This window comes from Mesorhizobium sp. M7A.F.Ca.MR.176.00.0.0, assembly GCF_004023165.1.
Taxonomy (GTDB): domain Bacteria; phylum Pseudomonadota; class Alphaproteobacteria; order Rhizobiales; family Rhizobiaceae; genus Mesorhizobium.
Genome location: NZ_RZTC01000004.1, coordinates 59,168 through 77,150, shown reverse-complemented (window position 1 = coordinate 77,150; position 17,983 = coordinate 59,168). Strand labels below are relative to the sequence as shown.

General features: G+C 63.7%; 15 protein-coding genes and 1 pseudogene. 10 read left to right on the top strand and 6 right to left on the bottom strand.

The genetic code is table 11. From position 1 onward, the window contains the following. On the top strand, positions 1-805 hold an 805-nt coding region (locus EOB59_RS02670), incomplete at its 5' end, for an oligopeptide/dipeptide ABC transporter ATP-binding protein (protein WP_245486505.1). Positions 806-842: 37 nt separating this feature from the next. Next, positions 843-2,114: a CaiB/BaiF CoA-transferase family protein gene (locus EOB59_RS02665; protein WP_128287585.1), complete on the top strand. Its 1,272-nt coding sequence runs from the start codon at positions 843-845 to the stop codon at positions 2,112-2,114. A 105-nt stretch (positions 2,115-2,219) separates the two neighbouring features. On the opposite strand, the gene EOB59_RS02660 is transcribed toward EOB59_RS02665, so the two are convergent. Further along, positions 2,220-2,858, bottom strand: coding sequence for a class II aldolase/adducin family protein (locus EOB59_RS02660; protein WP_127322881.1), 639 nt, complete (start codon positions 2,856-2,858; stop codon positions 2,220-2,222). Continuing rightward, positions 2,858-4,231 carry a 3-oxo-tetronate kinase gene (gene otnK, locus EOB59_RS02655; protein WP_128287584.1) on the bottom strand — a complete coding sequence of 458 codons (1,374 nt, stop codon included), beginning with the start codon at positions 4,229-4,231 and terminating at the stop codon, positions 2,858-2,860. Before otnK ends, EOB59_RS02660 begins: the two co-directional genes overlap by 1 nt. A gap of 146 nt (positions 4,232-4,377) precedes the next feature. Here otnK and EOB59_RS02650 point away from each other — a divergent pair, with 146 nt between their 5' ends. Continuing rightward, positions 4,378-5,115, top strand: a complete 738-nt coding sequence (locus EOB59_RS02650; RefSeq protein ID WP_127267755.1) for a GntR family transcriptional regulator — start codon at positions 4,378-4,380, stop codon at positions 5,113-5,115. Positions 5,116-5,148: 33 nt separating this feature from the next. Here EOB59_RS02650 and EOB59_RS02645 read toward each other — a convergent pair whose 3' ends face one another. The 3 genes from EOB59_RS02645 to EOB59_RS02635 form a co-directional block, all read right to left on the bottom strand. Beyond that, entirely contained in the window at positions 5,149-6,378 is a 1,230-nt protein-coding gene (locus EOB59_RS02645; protein ID WP_128287583.1) for an aminotransferase class III-fold pyridoxal phosphate-dependent enzyme, read from the bottom strand. A gap of 119 nt (positions 6,379-6,497) precedes the next feature. After that, positions 6,498-8,060 (bottom strand): ABC transporter substrate-binding protein, encoded by a 1,563-nt coding sequence (locus EOB59_RS02640; RefSeq protein WP_164761653.1) that lies wholly within the window; start codon positions 8,058-8,060, stop codon positions 6,498-6,500. 84 nt (positions 8,061-8,144) lie between these two features. Next, a complete protein-coding gene (locus EOB59_RS02635; RefSeq protein ID WP_127808154.1) occupies positions 8,145-10,319 on the bottom strand; it encodes an alpha-ketoacid dehydrogenase subunit alpha/beta in 2,175 nt (724 codons plus the stop codon). Positions 10,320-10,598: 279 nt separating this feature from the next. On the opposite strand from EOB59_RS02635, the gene EOB59_RS02630 reads away from it, so the two are divergent. The 3 genes and pseudogenes from EOB59_RS02630 (at position 10,599) to EOB59_RS37280 (ending at position 11,177) form a co-directional block, all read left to right on the top strand. Continuing rightward, complete coding sequence (locus tag EOB59_RS02630) at positions 10,599-10,880, top strand: type II toxin-antitoxin system ParD family antitoxin (RefSeq protein ID WP_128287582.1); 282 nt, start codon at positions 10,599-10,601, stop codon at positions 10,878-10,880. Further along, positions 10,877-11,017: pseudogene (locus tag EOB59_RS37285) on the top strand (type II toxin-antitoxin system RelE/ParE family toxin); the annotation flags it as partial. The gene EOB59_RS02630 and the pseudogene EOB59_RS37285, both read left to right, overlap by 4 nt. A gap of 25 nt (positions 11,018-11,042) precedes the next feature. Next, a complete protein-coding gene (locus EOB59_RS37280; RefSeq protein ID WP_348639499.1) occupies positions 11,043-11,177 on the top strand; it encodes a hypothetical protein in 135 nt (44 codons plus the stop codon). A 45-nt stretch (positions 11,178-11,222) separates the two neighbouring features. Here EOB59_RS37280 and EOB59_RS02620 read toward each other — a convergent pair whose 3' ends face one another. After that, positions 11,223-12,002, bottom strand: coding sequence for a LuxR C-terminal-related transcriptional regulator (locus tag EOB59_RS02620; RefSeq protein WP_127397718.1), 780 nt, complete (start codon positions 12,000-12,002; stop codon positions 11,223-11,225). 112 nt (positions 12,003-12,114) lie between these two features. Between EOB59_RS02620 and EOB59_RS02615 the strand changes: the two genes are divergently transcribed. From EOB59_RS02615 to EOB59_RS02600, 4 genes are all read left to right on the top strand, one after another. Continuing rightward, a complete protein-coding gene (locus EOB59_RS02615) occupies positions 12,115-14,274 on the top strand; it encodes a hydantoinase/oxoprolinase family protein (protein ID WP_128287581.1) in 2,160 nt (719 codons plus the stop codon). 13 nt (positions 14,275-14,287) lie between these two features. Next, positions 14,288-16,492, top strand: coding sequence for a hydantoinase B/oxoprolinase family protein (locus tag EOB59_RS02610; protein ID WP_128287580.1), 2,205 nt, complete (start codon positions 14,288-14,290; stop codon positions 16,490-16,492). After that, the gene (locus EOB59_RS02605) at positions 16,489-16,983 is read left to right on the top strand and encodes an acetone carboxylase subunit gamma (protein WP_127328812.1); all 495 of its coding nucleotides are present in this window, start codon (positions 16,489-16,491) and stop codon (positions 16,981-16,983) included. The genes EOB59_RS02610 and EOB59_RS02605 overlap by 4 nt, the downstream gene beginning before the upstream one ends. An 88-nt stretch (positions 16,984-17,071) precedes the next feature. Beyond that, the gene (locus tag EOB59_RS02600; protein ID WP_128287579.1) at positions 17,072-17,899 is read left to right on the top strand and encodes an SDR family NAD(P)-dependent oxidoreductase; all 828 of its coding nucleotides are present in this window, start codon (positions 17,072-17,074) and stop codon (positions 17,897-17,899) included. The last annotated feature ends 84 nt before the right edge of the window (positions 17,900-17,983 follow it).

Genomic DNA, 17,983 nt, shown 5'->3' with positions numbered 1-17,983 from the left:
GCTGATCGAGCCGACCAGCGGCGAAAGCTGGTTCCGTGGCCAGAACCTGCTCGCCCTCAACCACGAAGACATGCGCCTGATGCGGCGCTACATCCAGATGGTCTTCCAGGATCCGTACGGGTCGCTGCATCCGCGCATGCGCATTGCCGACAACATCGCCGAGCCTTTGCGCATGAGCGACATGTCGGCGGCCGACCGCCGGGCGCGCGTCGCCGAATTGCTCGAACTCGTGCGGCTCAATCCCGATCACGGCAAGCGCTATCCGCATGAACTGTCCGGCGGCCAGCGCCAGCGCGTGGTCATCGCCCGCGCGCTTGCGCTCAACCCGCAAGTGGTGATCCTCGACGAACCGGTTTCGGCGCTCGACGTTTCGGTGCAGGCTGGCGTGCTCAATTTGCTTAAAGACATTCAGCAGTCCTTCGGCACATCCTATCTGTTCATCGCACATGATCTTTCGGTCGTGCGCCACATCTCGCACCAGGTCGCGGTGATGTATCTCGGCAAAATCGTAGAGATCGCGCCCGCGGCCGAACTCTATTCGAGGGCGCTGCATCCCTATACGCAGGCGCTGCTGTCGGCGGTGCCGCTCGCCAATCCCGAGAAGGAGCGCAAGCGCGAGCGCATCGTGCTGACCGGTGACGTGCCGAGTCCGCTCAACCCACCATCCGGCTGCCGCTTCCGCACGCGCTGCTTCAAGGCACAGGCGATCTGCGCAGCCGTCGAACCGCCGCTCGATCCGGCTGGCGGTTCGCATCGCGTCGCCTGTCATTTTCCGGAGCCGGTCAACACGTTCAAGGCTGTCTGACAGGCCCGCCGAATTCATCCGCGAAGGAATTTTGATCGTGACTGAGGACCATTCCGAAAATGCCAGTACGGCAGGACCCGCGCGCTTGCCGCTCGAAGGCATCAAGGTTCTCGATCTTTCCCGCGTGCTGGCCGGTCCATGGGCAACGATGAGCCTTGCCGATCTCGGCGCCGAAGTCTGGAAGATCGAGAACATCGACGGTGGCGACGACACCAGGGCGTGGTCGGTGCCGAGCTACAAGGGTGTCTCGACCTACTATCTCTGCGCCAATCGCGGCAAGCAGAGCATCGCGCTCGACATGAAAAGCCCGCAGGGGCTGGCCATCGTGCGCGAACTGGCGGCGAAGGCCGACATCGTCGTCGAGAATTTCCGCTCCGGCACCGCCGACCGCCTCGGCGTCGGTTTCAAGGAACTCAGCGCGCCAAACCCGCGGCTGATCTACTGCTCGATCTCCGGCTATGGCCAGACCGGACCCGATGCCGGACGGCCCGGCTATGATTTCGTCATGCAGGCCGAAAGCGGCCTGATGGCCATCACTGGCGAGAGCAATGGCGAGCCGATGCGCGTCGGCGTCGCCATCACCGACATCGTCTGCGGCATGGTCGCGACGCAGTCGATCCTGGCAGCGCTTTACGAGCGCGCGACGACCGGCAAGGGCCAGTTCCTCGACCTGTCGCTGATCGACTGCGCGCTCAGCCTGCTGATCAATGTCGGCAGCGGTTACCTCAACACCGGCCGCGAGGTCGCCCGCTACGGCAATGCGCATCCGACGGTTGTCCCCTATCAGATATTCGAGGCCTCCGATGGCGGCTTCGCGCTGGCCGTCGGCAATGACCGCCAGTTCGCGGCGCTGTGCGAGCGGGTCGTGCAACTCCCGCATCTGGCCAAGGATGCGCGCTTCATCAAAGCAGGCGCGCGTGCCACCAACCGCGAGGCTTTGATCCCCGAATTGGCGGCTGCCTTCAAGACCAAGCCACGCGACCACTGGATGGCAACCTGTGCCGCCGCCAGCGTGCCGGCCGGCACGGTAAAATCGATACCGGAAGTCTTCGATAGCCCCAATGTGCGCGAACGTGGCCTCGTCCAGACCTTGCCGCATCCGCATCTCGGCTCCGTCGCCATGGTGCGCCCGGCACAGGGACTTGCCGCGCAGCTGACCGCCGACTTTACCGCGCCGCCGATGCTGGGCCAGGACACAGCTGCCGTGCTGGCCGACGTGCTCGGCTACCGCGCCGAGACCATCGACCAACTGATCGGCTCCGGGGCTATCAGCGTCTATGCGCCTGCAGCCGAACCGATCCCCGCCTGATCTTCCACGGAACGTGGCAGCCCTCGTCTCGCATTTGCGGGTCGACGACTGAGTGGTTCTTCACTTCAAGAGCGCGAAGAGCCGTTCCCGGAATTGCTCGGCCGGCTACTTCTGCTGGCCGTAATTCTTGTACCGCCCCCGAATGGCGGCTATCTCGCTGCCCTCGATGAGCACCGGTGTACCGGCGCTGCGCGCCAAAAGGTATTGCCGCGCCAAGGTCTCGAGCTTGATGGTGCGGATGAGCGCCGTGTCGAGATCGCCGCCGAAAGCGATCATGCCATGATTGGCGAGCAGGCAGGCCGACCTGTCCTTGAGCGCGACGACGGCAACCTTGGCCAGTTCGCTTGACGCGAACAGCGCATAGTCCGAACAGCGCACATCATCGCCACCGAAACCAGCGACCATGTAATGGAACAGCGGCAGTCCCTCGCGCAGGCACGATAGCGCCACGCAATGGTCGGGATGGGCATGCACGACGGCACCGGCCTCGGGGAAAGCCTTGTAGATCTCGGCGTGCATTTCCCATTCGCTCGACGGCCGGAACGCCCCCTCCCAGCTGCCATCGAGTTGCATCGGCACCATCTGCTCCGGCCGAAGCGCGCTTGTAGCTATTCCCGTCGGCGTGATCATCATGCCGCTTGTCGTCCGCACGCTGATGTTGCCGGTGGTGCCGACATTCATCCCGCTGGCGTCCAGCGTCTGCGTCGCGGTGATCAGGCTGGCGCGTGCAGTCTCGGTGTCCATCACGATGCTTTTCCTGTGGTTGGCCGCATGACAGGTTTTGCCGGTGGCCATATATCGATCGCCGGCGCGACGGTGGTCGCCCGTGTCATGTCTTGCAGGACGTCGGCGAAAATATCCGGGCCGCCGAGCTTCCCCGATTTCAACATCAGCGCCAGCGGCTCGGATGGCAGGCCGGGGAGGTGGGCAGTGGCACGCGACAGTCCCGGCCCCTCATAGGCACCCATGGCGATGCGGTCGATGCCGAGCGCCTTGACCACCGAACCGGCGGTCTCGCCGCCGGCGACGACCAGCCGCCGCACACCGAGTTCGAGCACAAGAATGTGTGCAATCCCGGCCAGCATCTCTTCCGCCTTTGCCGCCACCGCGTTGCGGCCATGCGCCTGCTGCAGCGCTTCGACCGTCGCTTGCGGCGCCGTCGTGGCAATGGCGATCATCGTGCCGGGCAAATGCCGCTGGGCGAAGGCACGCGCTTCGGCCACTACATCGGCGCCGGCGAAGGCGCTGGCCAGATCGATCGTCAGCAGTGGATTGTTTTGCGCAAAGCGTTCGAGCTGTTCGATGGTGCGGTCGGCGACGCTGCCGGCCAGCACCGCCGCTGGGCCGTTTATGGCCGGCAGGCTGGCGGTAACGAGATCGACTGAATTCAGCAGCCCATGCGTGAGCCAGGCCGGTGGCAGATGCGCGGCGACCGAGGAATTGCCGGTCATCAGCGGCAGGTCGAAAGTCGCTTCCGCGATCGCCGCCAGGTCGCGTTCGCGGATCGTGTCGGTGACCAGCAGCGTCTCGCCACGCCCGTTGCGCTCTCGTACGGCGCTGCGGATGGCCTCCGCCCCGCCATCGACCACGAGATAGGGCACCAGCCCGACCTTGCCCTTGCTCTGCGCCTGCAGCACGCGAACCAGATTGGAATCGGTCATCGGCGTCAACGGATCGAAGCGCTTGGGCGATTCACCCAGCAATTGGGCGCCGCCGAACATGTGTCCCTGATAGACGGTGCGGCCGGTCTCACACAGCGCCGGAGTGAACAGCGTGACGCCGCCGCCGAGGCGCTCGAGCAGCGCCTCGGCGCAAGGACCGATGTTGCCGGCAGGTGTCGAATCGAAAGTGGCGCAATATTTGAAGAAGATCTGCCGGGCACCAGCTTCAAGCAGCCGGTCCGCCGCCGCCAGAACCTGGCGCACCGCATCGCTGGCCGCGATGACGCGTGTCTTGAGCAGGATCACATGGGCAAGATTGCCTGGTGGGATCGGCGCACTCAGTCCGACCGTGCATCCCGTTGGAATGCCGCGCGCCACCAGCATCGACGCCAGCTCGGTGCCGCCGGTCAGATCGTCGGCTATGGCGCCGAACAGGAGTGAAGGCGTCGCGGTCATGCGCCCCGTCTCATGTCCGTCTGCACCATGGCTGCCCGTCTCGCAGTTGCCTGTCTCATGTCGGTGGTCAGGCCATTCGTGGTATCATATACACAGCCCACGCGACGCAGGCGACGCCTGCGCCACTGCAAGAACGGAGAGCGGATGTGACTGCTTCTATCGCGCCGATCGCGCGCGACAATCTGACGACGCGCGTCTACGAGGAGCTTCGCCGCGCCATGATGGAAGGCCGTTTCTGGCCGGGCCATCGCTTCAAGATCCGCGACCTCGCCGCCAGCCTTCAGGTGTCTGAGACGCCAGTGCGCGAGGCGCTGATGCAGCTGGTCCGCGAAAAGGGTCTGGAGATGGAGGCTGGCCGTTCGATCACCGTCGCCCAGCTGTCGCTGGCCCAATATCTGGAACTGCGCAGCATCCGGCTGCATCTCGAAGGCATGGCGGGGGCGGCGGCAACAACGCGCATCGAGCCACGGGAGATCGACCGTCTGGCCGAGGTGCATGACAGACTGATTGCCAACGAGGACAATGGCCATTGGTTCGAAGCCGTCCGCGACAATTGGGAATTCCATCACTCGATCTACCAGGCGGCGCAAATGCCGGAGTTGCTGGCCATCATCGAGGGCATCTGGCTGCGCAACGGACCACTGGTGAACTATCAATACCCGCACGCCAGGCCGACCTACGACGGCCGCCACCGGCACCTCGACATTCTCGACGCGCTGCGGGCGCGTGACGAGAACGGCGTGCGCAAGGGCATTCAGCAGGACATGATCGAAGGCGGACGCCTGTTGGTCAAGGTTCTCGAACGGCTGAACGACGGTGCGGTCACGCCGGAGGAACTGCGCCGCGCGGCGCAGAACGGCCGCCTGGTATCGGCCGTCGGCTGAGCGATTTGTTCCTTCCCACCGCATCGGCGCTGGTCACGCCACCTGCGCGGCTGCGGCCATGCCGGCATCGGCAGCCTGCAGGGCGAGATCTATGTCTTTTGCGGTATGCGCGGCACTCAGGAACATGTTGTGCCGGGGGTGGAAATAGGCGCCCTCGCGCAAGGCGGCCGAGCAGAAGGCGTCGGCCTTTTTGAATTCGGCATCGCCGTCGAAGAGCACCATCGGCATCGACACCGGGCCGGTCTGGCGAAGCGACAGGCCATGCTTCTTCGCTGCGGCATCGAGGCCTGAGCGCAGCCTGTCGCCGGCTTCAGTCATCCTGGAGATTGCGTCGGTGTCGCGCAGCGTGTTGATGGTGGCGATCGCGGCGGCCATGGCGACGGCGCCATACCAGAACGACCCCGTCACATAGACCTTGGTCGCGGCTTCGCGAAACCGGTCGGTGCCGGTGATCGCGGCAAGCGGATAGCCATTGGCGATCGCCTTCGAGAAAGCGGACAGGTCCGGCCGTACGCCGAGCGGTTCCCAGCTGCCGGCGAGATCGATGCGGAAGCCGGCCCTGACATCATCGACGATCAGCGCCGCGTCGGCGGCGGTGGTCAGCTCGCGCGCCTGTCTGGCGAAGGCGGCGGTCGGCAGTTCCTGGTCGCGGGCGATATCGTGGCGGAAAGCGGTGACGACGACGGCGGCAAGATCGCTGCCGGCCTGCTCGACGGCTGCCTCGAGGCTGGCAACGTCATTGTAGTCGAAATGGATGATATGGGCGCGGTCCTCGGCGGTGACGCCGGCGAGCGAAGGCGTGCACCACGGCACGGCGCCGTGATAGGAGCCGCGCGCGACCAGCACCTTGCGCCGGCCAGTGCCGGCGCGTGCGATCGTCACGCAGGCCGTGGTGGCGTCGGTGCCGTTCTTCTGCAGCATCGCCCAGTCGGCATGCGCGACGGTCTTGACCAGCAGTTCGGCCAGCTCGACCAACACCTCGCCAGGGCCGTTCATCGCATCGCCCAGACGACGCTGCCGCTCGGCCGCTGCCTCGACCGCCTGATGATGGTGGCCGAGGATATTGGGGCCCCAACTGCACATCAGGTCGATGTATTCGCGGCCATCGACGTCCCAGACCCGGCAGCCGTCGGCGCGCTCGAAGAACTGCGGATAGGCGGAGCCGAGATAGCGCGTCGCCATGTGTCCCCACATGCCGCCCGGAATGACCGAGGCCGCGCGCTCGCGCAGCAACTGGTCCTTGGAGTTGATCAGGGAAGGCATAGCGAGTTCTCCGCGTGTTGATATATCATATATTGATCTTAATGCTGGAAGAACAGGATTTGCTGACCGTCCAGGATGAGGAAGCGGGAGGCGGCTGGCCGCCTCCCGCATCTTTTCGCTCAGTGGCTGAGTTCCGCCAGCGGGAGGTTGCAGCAGGCGCTGTAACGCACGCCCTTGACGTCCGACTTGTAGGCCAGGATCAGGTTCGGGCTGATCAGCGGCAGGATGATCCTGTCCTTGATCATCTCCTCGCCGGCCTGGTGCCACAGCTTGGCGGCCTCGTCGCCGCTCGCCGCAAGGGCTGCCTTGTAGATATCCGCTTCCTTCGGATTGAGCACCGACGGATCGCGCTCCGCGCCGGCGCGGCGCGCCCACGGGCTGCCCTTGGTCATGGCGAAATAATCGACGTATTGCGACGTGCCGTAATAGTCCGGCGCGTAGAACACCGCCGTCATCGGGATGCCGTCGCCATTGACGCGTTCGCGCCAGTTGGCGAAGGGGATCGGCTGCAGGTCGAGCTTGATGTTGATCTTGGCCAAATCCTGCTGAACCTTCTGCATCAACAGCGACAGATCGACGCCATAGACGTTCATGCCGGGAAACGCCGCTTCCATCTCGAAGCCGTCGGCATGGCCGGCCTTGGCCAGAAGTTCCTTTGCCTTGGCGACGTCATAGGGTTGCGCCTCGAAGCCCGAACCGCCGGGGAAGCCGAGCGGGATCGGTGCGCTGATCAACTGGCCCTCGGAGCCGATGGTGAAGTCGAGGATGCTCGGACGGTCGAGACCGAGCGAAATGGCCTCGCGCACTTCGGGCGTCAGCGGAACCTTGTTGGCCTTGGCGCCGGGCGACAGCGCCACATAGATGAAATTGTAGGACGGCACGGTCTCGATTTTCACGTCGCTGCCGGTCATCGTCTTGGCCGTGTCCGGGTCGATCTGCATGGCGATGTCGGCGGTGCCGCTCTGCAGCATCTGTGCCTGGGCCACCGCATCCTTGGTCTGGCGGATGACGACTTCGCTCAGCGCCGGCGCCGTGCGCCAGTATTTGTCGTTGCGTGCCAGCCGCAGTTCCGAATTGGGCTCATAGGATTTCAGCACGAACGGTGCGCTGCCGGCCGAATGCGCCAGAAACCAGGCCTCGGCATTGTCTGTCGTCGAAGCGTCCGCATCGGCCTTGGCGCCGGCTTCGGAAGCAACCTTGCTGTTGACGACCGCTGCGTAGGGCGCCGCCGCGATGTTGAGGAATTCGGAGCTCGGCGCGACCATCTTGACGACCACCGTATGCGCGTCCGGGGTCTCGATCGAGGCGACATTGTCCATCAGGAACGAGGCGCTGCCCTTGAGGTTCTTCAGCCTCTCCCAGGACCATTTCACGTCCTTGGCTTCGACCGGCGAACCGTCCGAGAATTTGGCGGCCGGGTCGAGCGTGAAGGTGAAGCTGCTCTGGTCGGCATTGCCTTCCCATTTGGAAGCGAGCAACGGGATCAGCTTGTTGTCCTTGTCCAGCGTCAGCAGCGATTCATAGACGCTGGAATTGTAGATCTGGCAGGTGTCGCAGAAGGCGCGGTGCGGATCGAGCGAGTTGAGGTCGATGTTGCGCGCAATGACCAGCGGCTTGCTGTCCTGCGCGAACGTGGCCGGCGCCCAGAAGGCGCTGGTGGCCAGCAGCACGGCTGCCAGCATCGTCGCCCTGGTCTTGTTTCTCTGTAGGATGCTCATGTCAGTTCTCCCATTTTCTTGTCGGATCTTTGTGGCAATGCGTTCGCTCTATCCACCCACGGCAGTGAGGGATTGAAGCGCGGCCTTGAGCTTTTCAGCGCCGCCCAGTGCGGCGCGGTTGAGCGGGGCCGATACGACGGGAGCCGAGAGGCTTCCCGTCACATGCAGGATCTCGTGATCGAGATAATCGAACACGCGATCCTGAATCTCCTGTGTCAGTCGTCCGCCAAGCGATAGCCCACGCTGCACCTGTTCGATGACGGCTACCCGGTTGGTCTTGCGGATCGAGGCCTCCACCAGCGGCCAGTCGAGCCCGGTCGGGTCGAGGCTGCGCAGGTCGATGATCTCGGCATCGACGCCGGTCTCCTCGACCACCTGGCTGGCGACGGCAACCATGCTGGCGCTGGTGAGCAGTGTACAGGCGCTGCCCGGCCTGACGATCTTCGCCTTGCCGAGCCGCACGCAATAGTCGCGGTCGTCCGCAGGCACAGGGCCTTCGCTCGGGAACAGCTCGACATGCTCGATGACGACGACCGGATCGTCGCATTTCAGCGCTGAATTCATCAGGCCGATATAGTCGAAGGGCGTCGTCGGCGCGACGATGCGCCAGCCGGGAAACAGGGCGAACAGGCCGGACGGATCGCCCGAATGCTGCGAGCCGTAGCCGGTGTGCGGCGAGACGCGCACCCTGACCACGATTGGCACCGGAAAGCCGCCGCCGAACATGTGGCGCACCTTGCTGACCGCGTTGAACAGCTGGTCGGCGGCAACCAGGCAGAAGTCGCCGAACATGATCTCGACCATCGGCCGCAAGCCGCAAAGCGCTGCACCCAGCGCCACCCCGACAAAACCATTCTCGGCGATGGGCATCGCCAGCACACGCTCCGGCCAGCGCTCCAGCGCGCCCTTTGTGGCGCCCGAAACGCCGCCGCGCAGCCGGTGCACATCCTCGCCCATGATGATGATGCGCGCGTCCTGCTCCATGGCGCGCGCAATCACCTCGGACGCGGCAACCATGAACTTGACCGGCCTGGTGTCGGCCGGCGGCACGTCCTCGATCTCGAGGAAGCGCTCGCCCTTCAGTTCGGAAAGATCGCCGCGGATCTGGTTGTCGACGTCGCTTGGGTCCGGCCACAGATGATCAGGAATGCGCAGCGCGTTGCCGCTCATCTCGGTCAGGGAATCGGCAGCGGTGTTGACCACCTCCATGACGCGCTGGTCGAGTGTCCCGAGGTCCGAAGCGTTCAGGATGCCCATCGTCTTCAGGCGAGCCGCCATCGTCGCAAGCGGGTCGCGCGCTTTCCAGACGTCTTCCTCGGCGCGCGTGCGGTAGCCGAATTCGCTGCCCGGGCGGGCGCCGCTCTGGTGTAGAAACCGGTAGCAGAGCGCCTCGACCAGCACCGGGCCGCCGTCTTCCTCAATCGTGCGGCGCGCCTCGCGCATGGCATGGTGGACTGCCACCACATCCATGCCGTCGCATTCGATGCCGCGAAAGCCGAGCATAGGTCCGCGCGAGGCCAGCCGCGTCTCTCGCGTCTGCTCATTGATGTGCGTGGAGACGGCATAGAGATTGTTTTCGGCGAAAAAGATCACCGGCAGCCGGTAGAGCGCGGCGATGTTCATCGCCTCATAGGCCGGCCCTGCCATCATCGTGCCGTCGCCGAAGAAGGCGACCGAGATGTTGCCGGTGCCGAGCAGTTTGTCGGCGAGCGCATAGCCCGCCGCGTGCGGCAGGTTGCCGCCGATAATGGCGCTGGTGCCTGGGATGCCGGAGGCATCGTCGCGCATATGCATCGAGCCGCCACGGCCGCCGCAATAGCCTGACTTGAGGCCCATGATCTCGGCCATCAGGCCGCGAACCGATCCCTGCATGCCTGGGTTGAAAGCATCATGCAGCGGGTCGAATCCGCCGGGCGTCTGCGCGTTGACAAGCTTGGCCAGCACCTGGTGATGGGCACGGTGGGTGCCGTTGATGCGGTCGCCGGTGCCGAGCACGGACATGGCGCCGACCGCCGTGGCCTCTTGTCCGATGCTGGCGTGGGCCGGACCATGCACCAGCCCGGCATTGGCCAGATCGAGCACCTTTTCCTCGAAACGGCGGATGAGCAGCATCTGGTGATACCAGCGCACCAGGCTCGACACCTCGGCGTCGGTCCAGTCCGAATCATCGACATCTAGCCGCAACCAGGGCGCCGATGGCTGGATCGATGTCTGCTGGACCATGTCAGCTATTTCCGCTCTGGTAGATGATATATCAAATATTTTCTCAGTCGATTGGGCCGTTCATTTTTCCTGGGGGCACGACGCTGGCAAGAAGGTTGCAGGCAAATGGAATTAAATTTCATTTTTGCGAGAAGGCAAAGACTAAGCCGGGACGGCGCGGTTCCGCAAGAGGAATTTTGAGACTGCTAGCAGCGCCGATGTCGGTTTCTTGGGCCGACAGGTTTTCTCACGTATTGGATATTGGTATGATATAATCACACCGACATTATAGGAGAAATCATGGCTGCCACCGAAAAGCGCACCTTCAGCCTGCCAACAGAGCAGGCTGCTTTCATCGACCGTCTCGTTGAATCAGGAACCTACGCGACCAGCAGTGAAGTGATCCGCGCCGGCCTTCGCGCCCTGCAAGAGCGCGACGCGGCCGTAGAGCGCTGGCTCCGCGAGGAGGTTGTGCCGACCTATGACAGGTGGAAGGCGGATCCTTCCCGAGTTATCCCAGCCAACCAGGCTTCTGACGACATCCGCGCTCACCACGCCGCCCGCTTTAAGAGGGATGTGTGAAGCGCCGGCATATTGTTCTGTTGCCGGAAGCCTTAGCGGACTTAAGATGGATATACGACACCATCGAGATCGCCGCCGGCAACGTCACGGCCATACGCTATATCGAGCGTATCGAAGCCTACTGCCAGGGTCTCGACTACGCCTCGGAGCGCGGAACACGCCGTGACGATCTGCGGCCAGGGCCTTCGGGTTGTCGGTTTCGAGCGCCGTGTAACGGTGACCTTTACAGTGGAATCCGACCAAGTGGTGATCTTCCGTGTGTTCTATGGCGGCGCCAATTGGGAGGATGAGCTCTAACCTGCAACGGGAAAAGCGTAACCCGCTTAGCTGTCCGAACCCGGGCTATCGGTCGACCCGATGCTGGAAGAACTGCAAAAACAATTCCCGCTCCGTGGTGATGTCGAGCTTCTCGTAGATGCGCCGGCGATGGTTCTTGACCGTGCCGACGGTGATGCCGAGGCGTTCGGCGATGTTGGCCGTCGGGTGACCGGCGAGGATCAGTTGGACCAATTCCCGCTCGCGTAGTGACAGCTCCGGCCACAGGCTGGCTGGAATGGTCGGTTCCCGCCGGGGCGAGGCGCCGGGGCCTGTCGGCGCTGACGTGCGGGAGAATTCCGTTCCGCGCGCCTTGATGTCGAGCGCATGCAGCGCCTCGAACACCGGCAGCCGTTCATCCAGCAGGGCGATCTCGCTGTCCTTGAATGGCGTGGTCGAGCGGTCGAGGAAGATGCCGAGGCACCAGTCGCCGCCGTCCGCCAGCATGATGCCGACCTCGTCGCAGATCTCCGACTGCGCCAGGAAGCCGGCTATGTACTGGCCGCGCTTGGCCTCATCGTTGGCAAGCCGTTTCAGCGGCATGATGCCCAGCCTTCGCTCGCGTCGCCACGACGCATAGAACGGGTCGAAGACATAGTAATTGTCGAGATAGCGCCGGACCATTTCGTCCGAGAAGCGTCGGTGTTTGATGAATTCGGGTGTCTGCGTCGTCGAATAGCGCGTCACCGTGACGAGGTCGTGCTCGATATCCGCGCCGATCAGGTCGATCAGGCAGTCGACATGCCTGTCCGTGCCGGTGGCGGCGATCGCTTTGGCGAGCGGCGCCCAGATGGTCCCCATGCGCATGCCCTTTTTTCGGCGATGTCAGCTCAGCCGTCATTATGTCTTTAGGCATATGGCGCGAAGCCGCCCATCGAATCTAGCCTTGCGTCAACCTAGACCAGATCCCGAGGCGACCGTGACCCAACCCAATCTCACCGGCCCCATCGTCGGCAATCCAATCGTCATCGGTATCGACGCCGGCGGCACCATGACCGACACGATCCTTGTCGATCAGGACGGCCACTTCAAGATCGGCAAGTCGGCGACCACGCCGAAGAACGAAGCCGAAGGTTTTCTCGCGTCTGCCGAGGACGCGGCGGATGCCTGGGGCATCTCGCTGGAATCATTGTTTTCCGGCGTCAACGTCGTGCTCTATTCCGGCACCGGCATGCTCAACACACTGTTGTCGCGCACCGGCCGCCGGCTCGGCCTGATCACCACCAAGGGCCTCGAGGACATGATCCTGATGGGCCGGGGGCTGCAGGCCTGGGCCGACTATTCCTATGCCGACCGGCTGCATGCCGTCACCCATCACCATCCAGATCCGCTGGTGCCGCGCCGCCGCACGCATGGCGTCACCGAGCGCATCGACCAGTTCGGCGACATCGTGCTGCCGCTCTACGAACACGAGGTCTCCATCGCCGCGAAAAAATTGATCGCCGACAAGGTCGAGGCGATCTGCATCATGACCATCTTCTCGCATGTCAATCCGGTGCACGAGAAGCGCATCGCCGAGATCTGCCGCGCGGAGGTCGACAAGGCCGGCGCCGACATCATCGTCTACACCAGCCATGAGGTCCGCCCGGTCATCCGCGAGCAGTCGCGGCTGAATTCGGTGCTGATCGAGGCCTACGCCACCTCGCGCGGCCGCAAGCAGCTTAGGGGTATAGAGGACGTCTCGAAGAAATACGGCTTCAAGTATGGCGTGCAGACGCTGCTCTCCTTCGGCGGCCTGACCTCGATCAACCACCCGCGCCTGCATGAAACCATGATCTCCGGCCCGATCGGCGGCATTCTGGGCGCTGCCTATGTCGGCAAGCTGATCGGGAACGACTCGCTGATCTGCTCGGACATGGGCGGTACCTCCTTCGACATGGGCGTCATCACACGCGGCCAGACGCGGATCGAGAACGAGCCGCTGATGGACCGTTTCAAGCTCAACGTGCCGACGCTGCATCTCGACACGATCGGCGCCGGCGCCGGCATGATCCTCAAGGTCGATCCCCTGACCAAGAAGGTCTCGCTTGGGCCGGAAAGCGCCGGCTCGGATCCCGGTCCGATCTGCTTCGATCGCGGTGGCACCGAGCCGACCATCGCCGATTGCGACGCCATCCTCGGCCGCCTCAACCCACACTATTTCCTGGGCGGCAAGGTCGTGCTGCAGGTCGAAAAGGCGCGCCGCGCCTTCGAGGAAAAGTGCTCCAGCGTGCTCGACGTTGGTGTCGAGGAAGCCGCGGAAGGCATGATCGACATGCTGGAGTCCGATGCCAACAACGCGCTGCGCCGGGTCATTTCCGGGCAAGGCATCCATCCCTCCGAATTCACGCTGCTGTCCTATGGCGGCTCGGGACCTTTGCATCTGGCCGGCTGCTCCAGGGGCATCGGCTTCAAGGACATCATCACCTTCCAGTTCGCGGCCGCCTTCTCCGCCTTCGGCTGCACCACGGCCGATTTCATGCGGCGTCATTCCGTCTCCACCCAGCACGACATCCCGTCACGCGCCGACGAGGCTACGCTGGCCGCCTTCGGCGCCAAGGTCACCACGGTCTGGAACGACCTGACCAAGGCAGCGGTCGACGAGATGATCGCCGACGGCCATACCAGGGAGAAGATCAGGACCGTGCCGTTCCTGATGATGCGCTACACCGGCCAGCTCGAGGACGTCGAAGTCATGGCGCCGCTTGCCAAGGTCGGTTCGGCCGACGACATGCGCAGGGTTATCGACGAGTTCGAGGCGGTCTATGCCAAGGTCAACCATCGCGTGTCACGTTATGGCGAAGCCGGCTTCACCATCACCGAACTCGGGCTGATCGCCACCGCCGACAAGGTCAAGCCGGTGCTGCTCAAGCGACCGCTCGGCGCCTCCAACCCGGCAGCCGCCCACAAGGGCGTGCGCGAGGCCTATATCGGTGGGCGCTGGCACAAGGCCAATCTCTACGAGATGGATCTGCTTCAGCCAGGCCACGAAGTCATCGGCCCGGCCATCATCGAACATCCCGCCACCACGCTCGTCGTTCATCCGCAGGACCGTGTCCATGTCGATGAATGGACGCTGCTGCACTACACCCACGCTTGAGAGGGCGACCGCCATGTTGGACAAACCTGCCTCGGCCCTGCGCCTTCGCGAAAGACTGCTCGATTCCGAGCGGCTGATGGAAGAGACCGGTTGCTATGACGGCATTACGGAACTCACGCTGCGCAACCAGGATCCGCTGAAATTCGAGACGCTGCACACCAAGCTGCGCGCCTATTGCGTCTCGGCGCGCGAAATGGCGCGCCGCATCTCGGCCTCGCCCGGCGTGCGCGAGGTCGGCGAAATGGTGGTCGCCATCTACACGCCCGAGGGCGACGCCATCGCTCTCTCCAACGGCATCATGGTGCATGTCCATACGATGAGCCGCTTCATCAAATGGATGATCAAAAACGGCTACGAGGACAACCCGCGCATCCGCGAAGGCGACATCTTCGCCAACAACGACGCCTTCATAGGCACCGTGCAGGTGCCCGACGTGATGGACGTGGTGCCGATCTTTCATGAAGGCACGCTTGTCGGCTGGGCCGGCGCCGTCTGCCACGAGCTGGAGGCCGGCGGCATTACCCCAGGCGGTGATGTGTGTCTCGCGCAGGAGCGCTTCACCGAGGGTCTGTTCGTCTGCGCCGAGAAGATCGGCGAGAACGACGAGATCCGCCGCGACTACGTTATCCGCTGCGAACGCAATCTGCGCATGCCGATCTACTGGGTGCTGGACGAGAAGGCCAAGGTCGCCTCCTGCATCGATATGCGCGAAAGCGTCAAGCAGCTCATCTCCGAGATCGGCCTCGACTACTGGATGAAGGTGTCGAAGGAGTTCATCGAGGAGGGCCGTCGCGCCCAACTCGCCCGCACCCGCCAGCTCACCGTCCCCGGAATCTATCGCGGCCATACTTTTTACGGCCACGTCACCGCAGGCAAACCCGGCTTCCAGCTGCTCGGCGATCCGGACTGGCTCTACAACATCCCGATCGAGATGGAGATCACCACCGACGGCAAGATCACCATGGACTTCGAGGGCACGCAGCCCTGGGGCTACCATTCGATGAACTGCACGCCGGCCGGCATGGATGGCGGCATGTTCGTCACCTTGACCCAGCACATGAATTTCGAAGGGCTGGTCAATGACGGCGCCTGGATGGCGACCGAACTGAAACTGCCGCACGGCACCTGGACCAATCCCGACAACGAGATGGTGGCGACCGCCACCTCATGGGCGCTGCTGCTGCCAGCCTATGGCGTCTTCCAGCGGCTTTTGTCGCGCAGTTTTGTCGCGCGCGGCTTCGTCGAGGAGGCCTTCGTCGGTCAGGTCAACAGCCCGATGATCGAAATGGGTGGCGAGAGCCAGTACGGCACGCCGTTCGGCATGGCCCATTTTGAATGCGCCGCCGCCGGCTCCGGCGCGCTCGCCATCAAGGATGGTCTCGACACCGCCTATGTCGGCTGGAACCCGGAATCCGACATGGGCAACATCGAGGTCTGGGAACAGTCGATGCCGATGGTCTATATCGGCCGCTCGATCGTGCCCAACTCCGGCGGTGCCGGCAAATATCGCGGCGGCTGTTCCTTCGTCTCGACCTGGCTGATCAACAAGACGTCGCATCTGCGGCTCCACACCTCCGAACATTCTTCGCGCGTGTTCGACAATGGCGGCATGTGCGGCGGTTATCCGGCGCCGACCTGCCAGAAGCATCGCGCCGTGCGCAACTCAGACATTCACGAACTCGCGGCAAAAGGCGAACCGCTGGCGCATGCGCCCGGCATCGATCCGCATGTCTCCGACTACGAGCGGAACATTGGTGGCGACCATGTCGTGGTCGAGGGCCCCTACATCACCGCGCCGCACAAATCCGGCGACATCTTCAGCCATTCCTACAATGGCGGCGGTGGTTACGGCGACGTACTGGAGCGCGATCCGATCAAGACCGCCTGGGATGTCGAGAACGGCTTTCTCACCCGGCAAGCGGCGGACCAGGTTTTCGGCATTGTGCTGAAGGACGATGAAGACGGCTATCCCATCGCCGATATCGACGCCACGGTCGAGCGCCGCGCCGCCATGCGCAAAGAGCGTCTGGCCAAGGCGGTCCCTGTGGTGGATTGGATCGCCAAGGAGCGTGGTCGTGTCGAAAGGGCCGATTTCGCCCCCGAGGTGAAGAAAATGTACGCCAGCGCGATCAAGCTGTCGCCGCGCTTCACCAGCGAATTCAGCGAGTTCTGGAACGTCGATGCCAGATCGATCTTCATGCCGGGAGCAAAGCCATGACCTCGTATAGCAAGGAAGTCCTGGGCGATCTGGCCGCAGGCAAGCTGCCCTGGCCACAGACAAGGCGGATCATGAGTGCCTACAAGGACGATGACCGTTTCTTCAAGATGGTTGCCGTCTATCAGGATCGTGTCGCCTGGAAAGATCCGATCCTGCTGCCGGTCTCGGACCATCTGTTCATCTGCCAGAGCGGCGATGAGCGCATTACCCGCTGCGAATGCGGCCACTCCTTCGGCGACTATCGCAAGAACTGGAAGCTGAAGGCTGCGATCAACGTCCGCAACACCGAGGGGGCTTTGCGCGAAATCTATCCCAACAGCGATCTCCCCGATCCCGAATGGATGGAGATCCGCGAATTCATCTGTCCGCAATGCGGCACGCTGCACGAAGTGGAAGCGGCGGCACCTGGCTATCCCATCGTCCACGATTTCGAGCCCGACCTCGAAGGCTTCTATCGCGAATGGCTAGGCAAGCCGCTCCAGCAAACATGAAACGCTGGCGATGGAGGCTGCGCCGGTGCGATTGCCAAATCCGGTCAGGCCTGATTGCCTGCCCGGAACGAAGTGGAGACGGTGCGCCATGAACAACCTTTCCGGCCGTAGCGCCATCGTCACCGGTGGGTTCTCGGGCATGGGCTTTGCCATTGCCACGGCTTTGGCTGAAGCTGGCGCCAATGTCGCCGTCGGCTCCTACATCGCGCCGGCCGGCGTCGACAGGTCCGATGCCGCGTATTATCCCGGCGCGGACGAGATCGGGCGCGTGCGTGCGGCTCTTGCCGCCCACGGAACGAGGGTTCACGCCGCTCATCTAGACGTGCGCGACAGCGACGTCGCCAATCGGTTCGCGGCTGACGCCGAGGTGGCCATCGGCCCCGCCGATATCCTGGTCAATGCCGCTGGGACGACCGCGGAGCAGCCGGTCTGCGGCCATTCCGACGCGCTATGGGACAAGATCGTCGATACCAACCTGACGGGCGCCTTCCGCGTCACGCGTGCGGTACTGCCGGGCATGATCGAACGCGGCTGGGGCCGCATCGTCAACATCGGCTCAACCGCCGCCTCGGTCGGCTGGAAGGACAACCCAGCCTACTGCGCGTCCAAGGCCGGCCTTCTCGGCCTCACGCGCTGCGTGGCCCTGGAAGGGGCGGCGCATGGCGTCACCTGCGTCATGATCAGCCCGACCTGGGTCGAGACCGAACTGATGCGCCGCAATGTGGCGCAGGTCGTCGAGCGCGAAGGCAAGGGGCGCACCGCTGAGGAAGCGATGGCCGAGATCGCCAAAGGCAACCCGCAGCAGCGCATGCTGCAGCCGCAGGAGATTGCCGGTCTGGCGGTCTTCCTGTGCTCGGATCTTGCCAAGGGCATCACCATGGAGAACATCCAGATCACCGGCGGAGCGCTTTGGTAGCATCTCGGACGCGCGACCTGCTGATCTCTCCGCAGATGCCTCGCTGTAAGACAAGGTGACCGGATTTGCCATTGAGCACAGGGC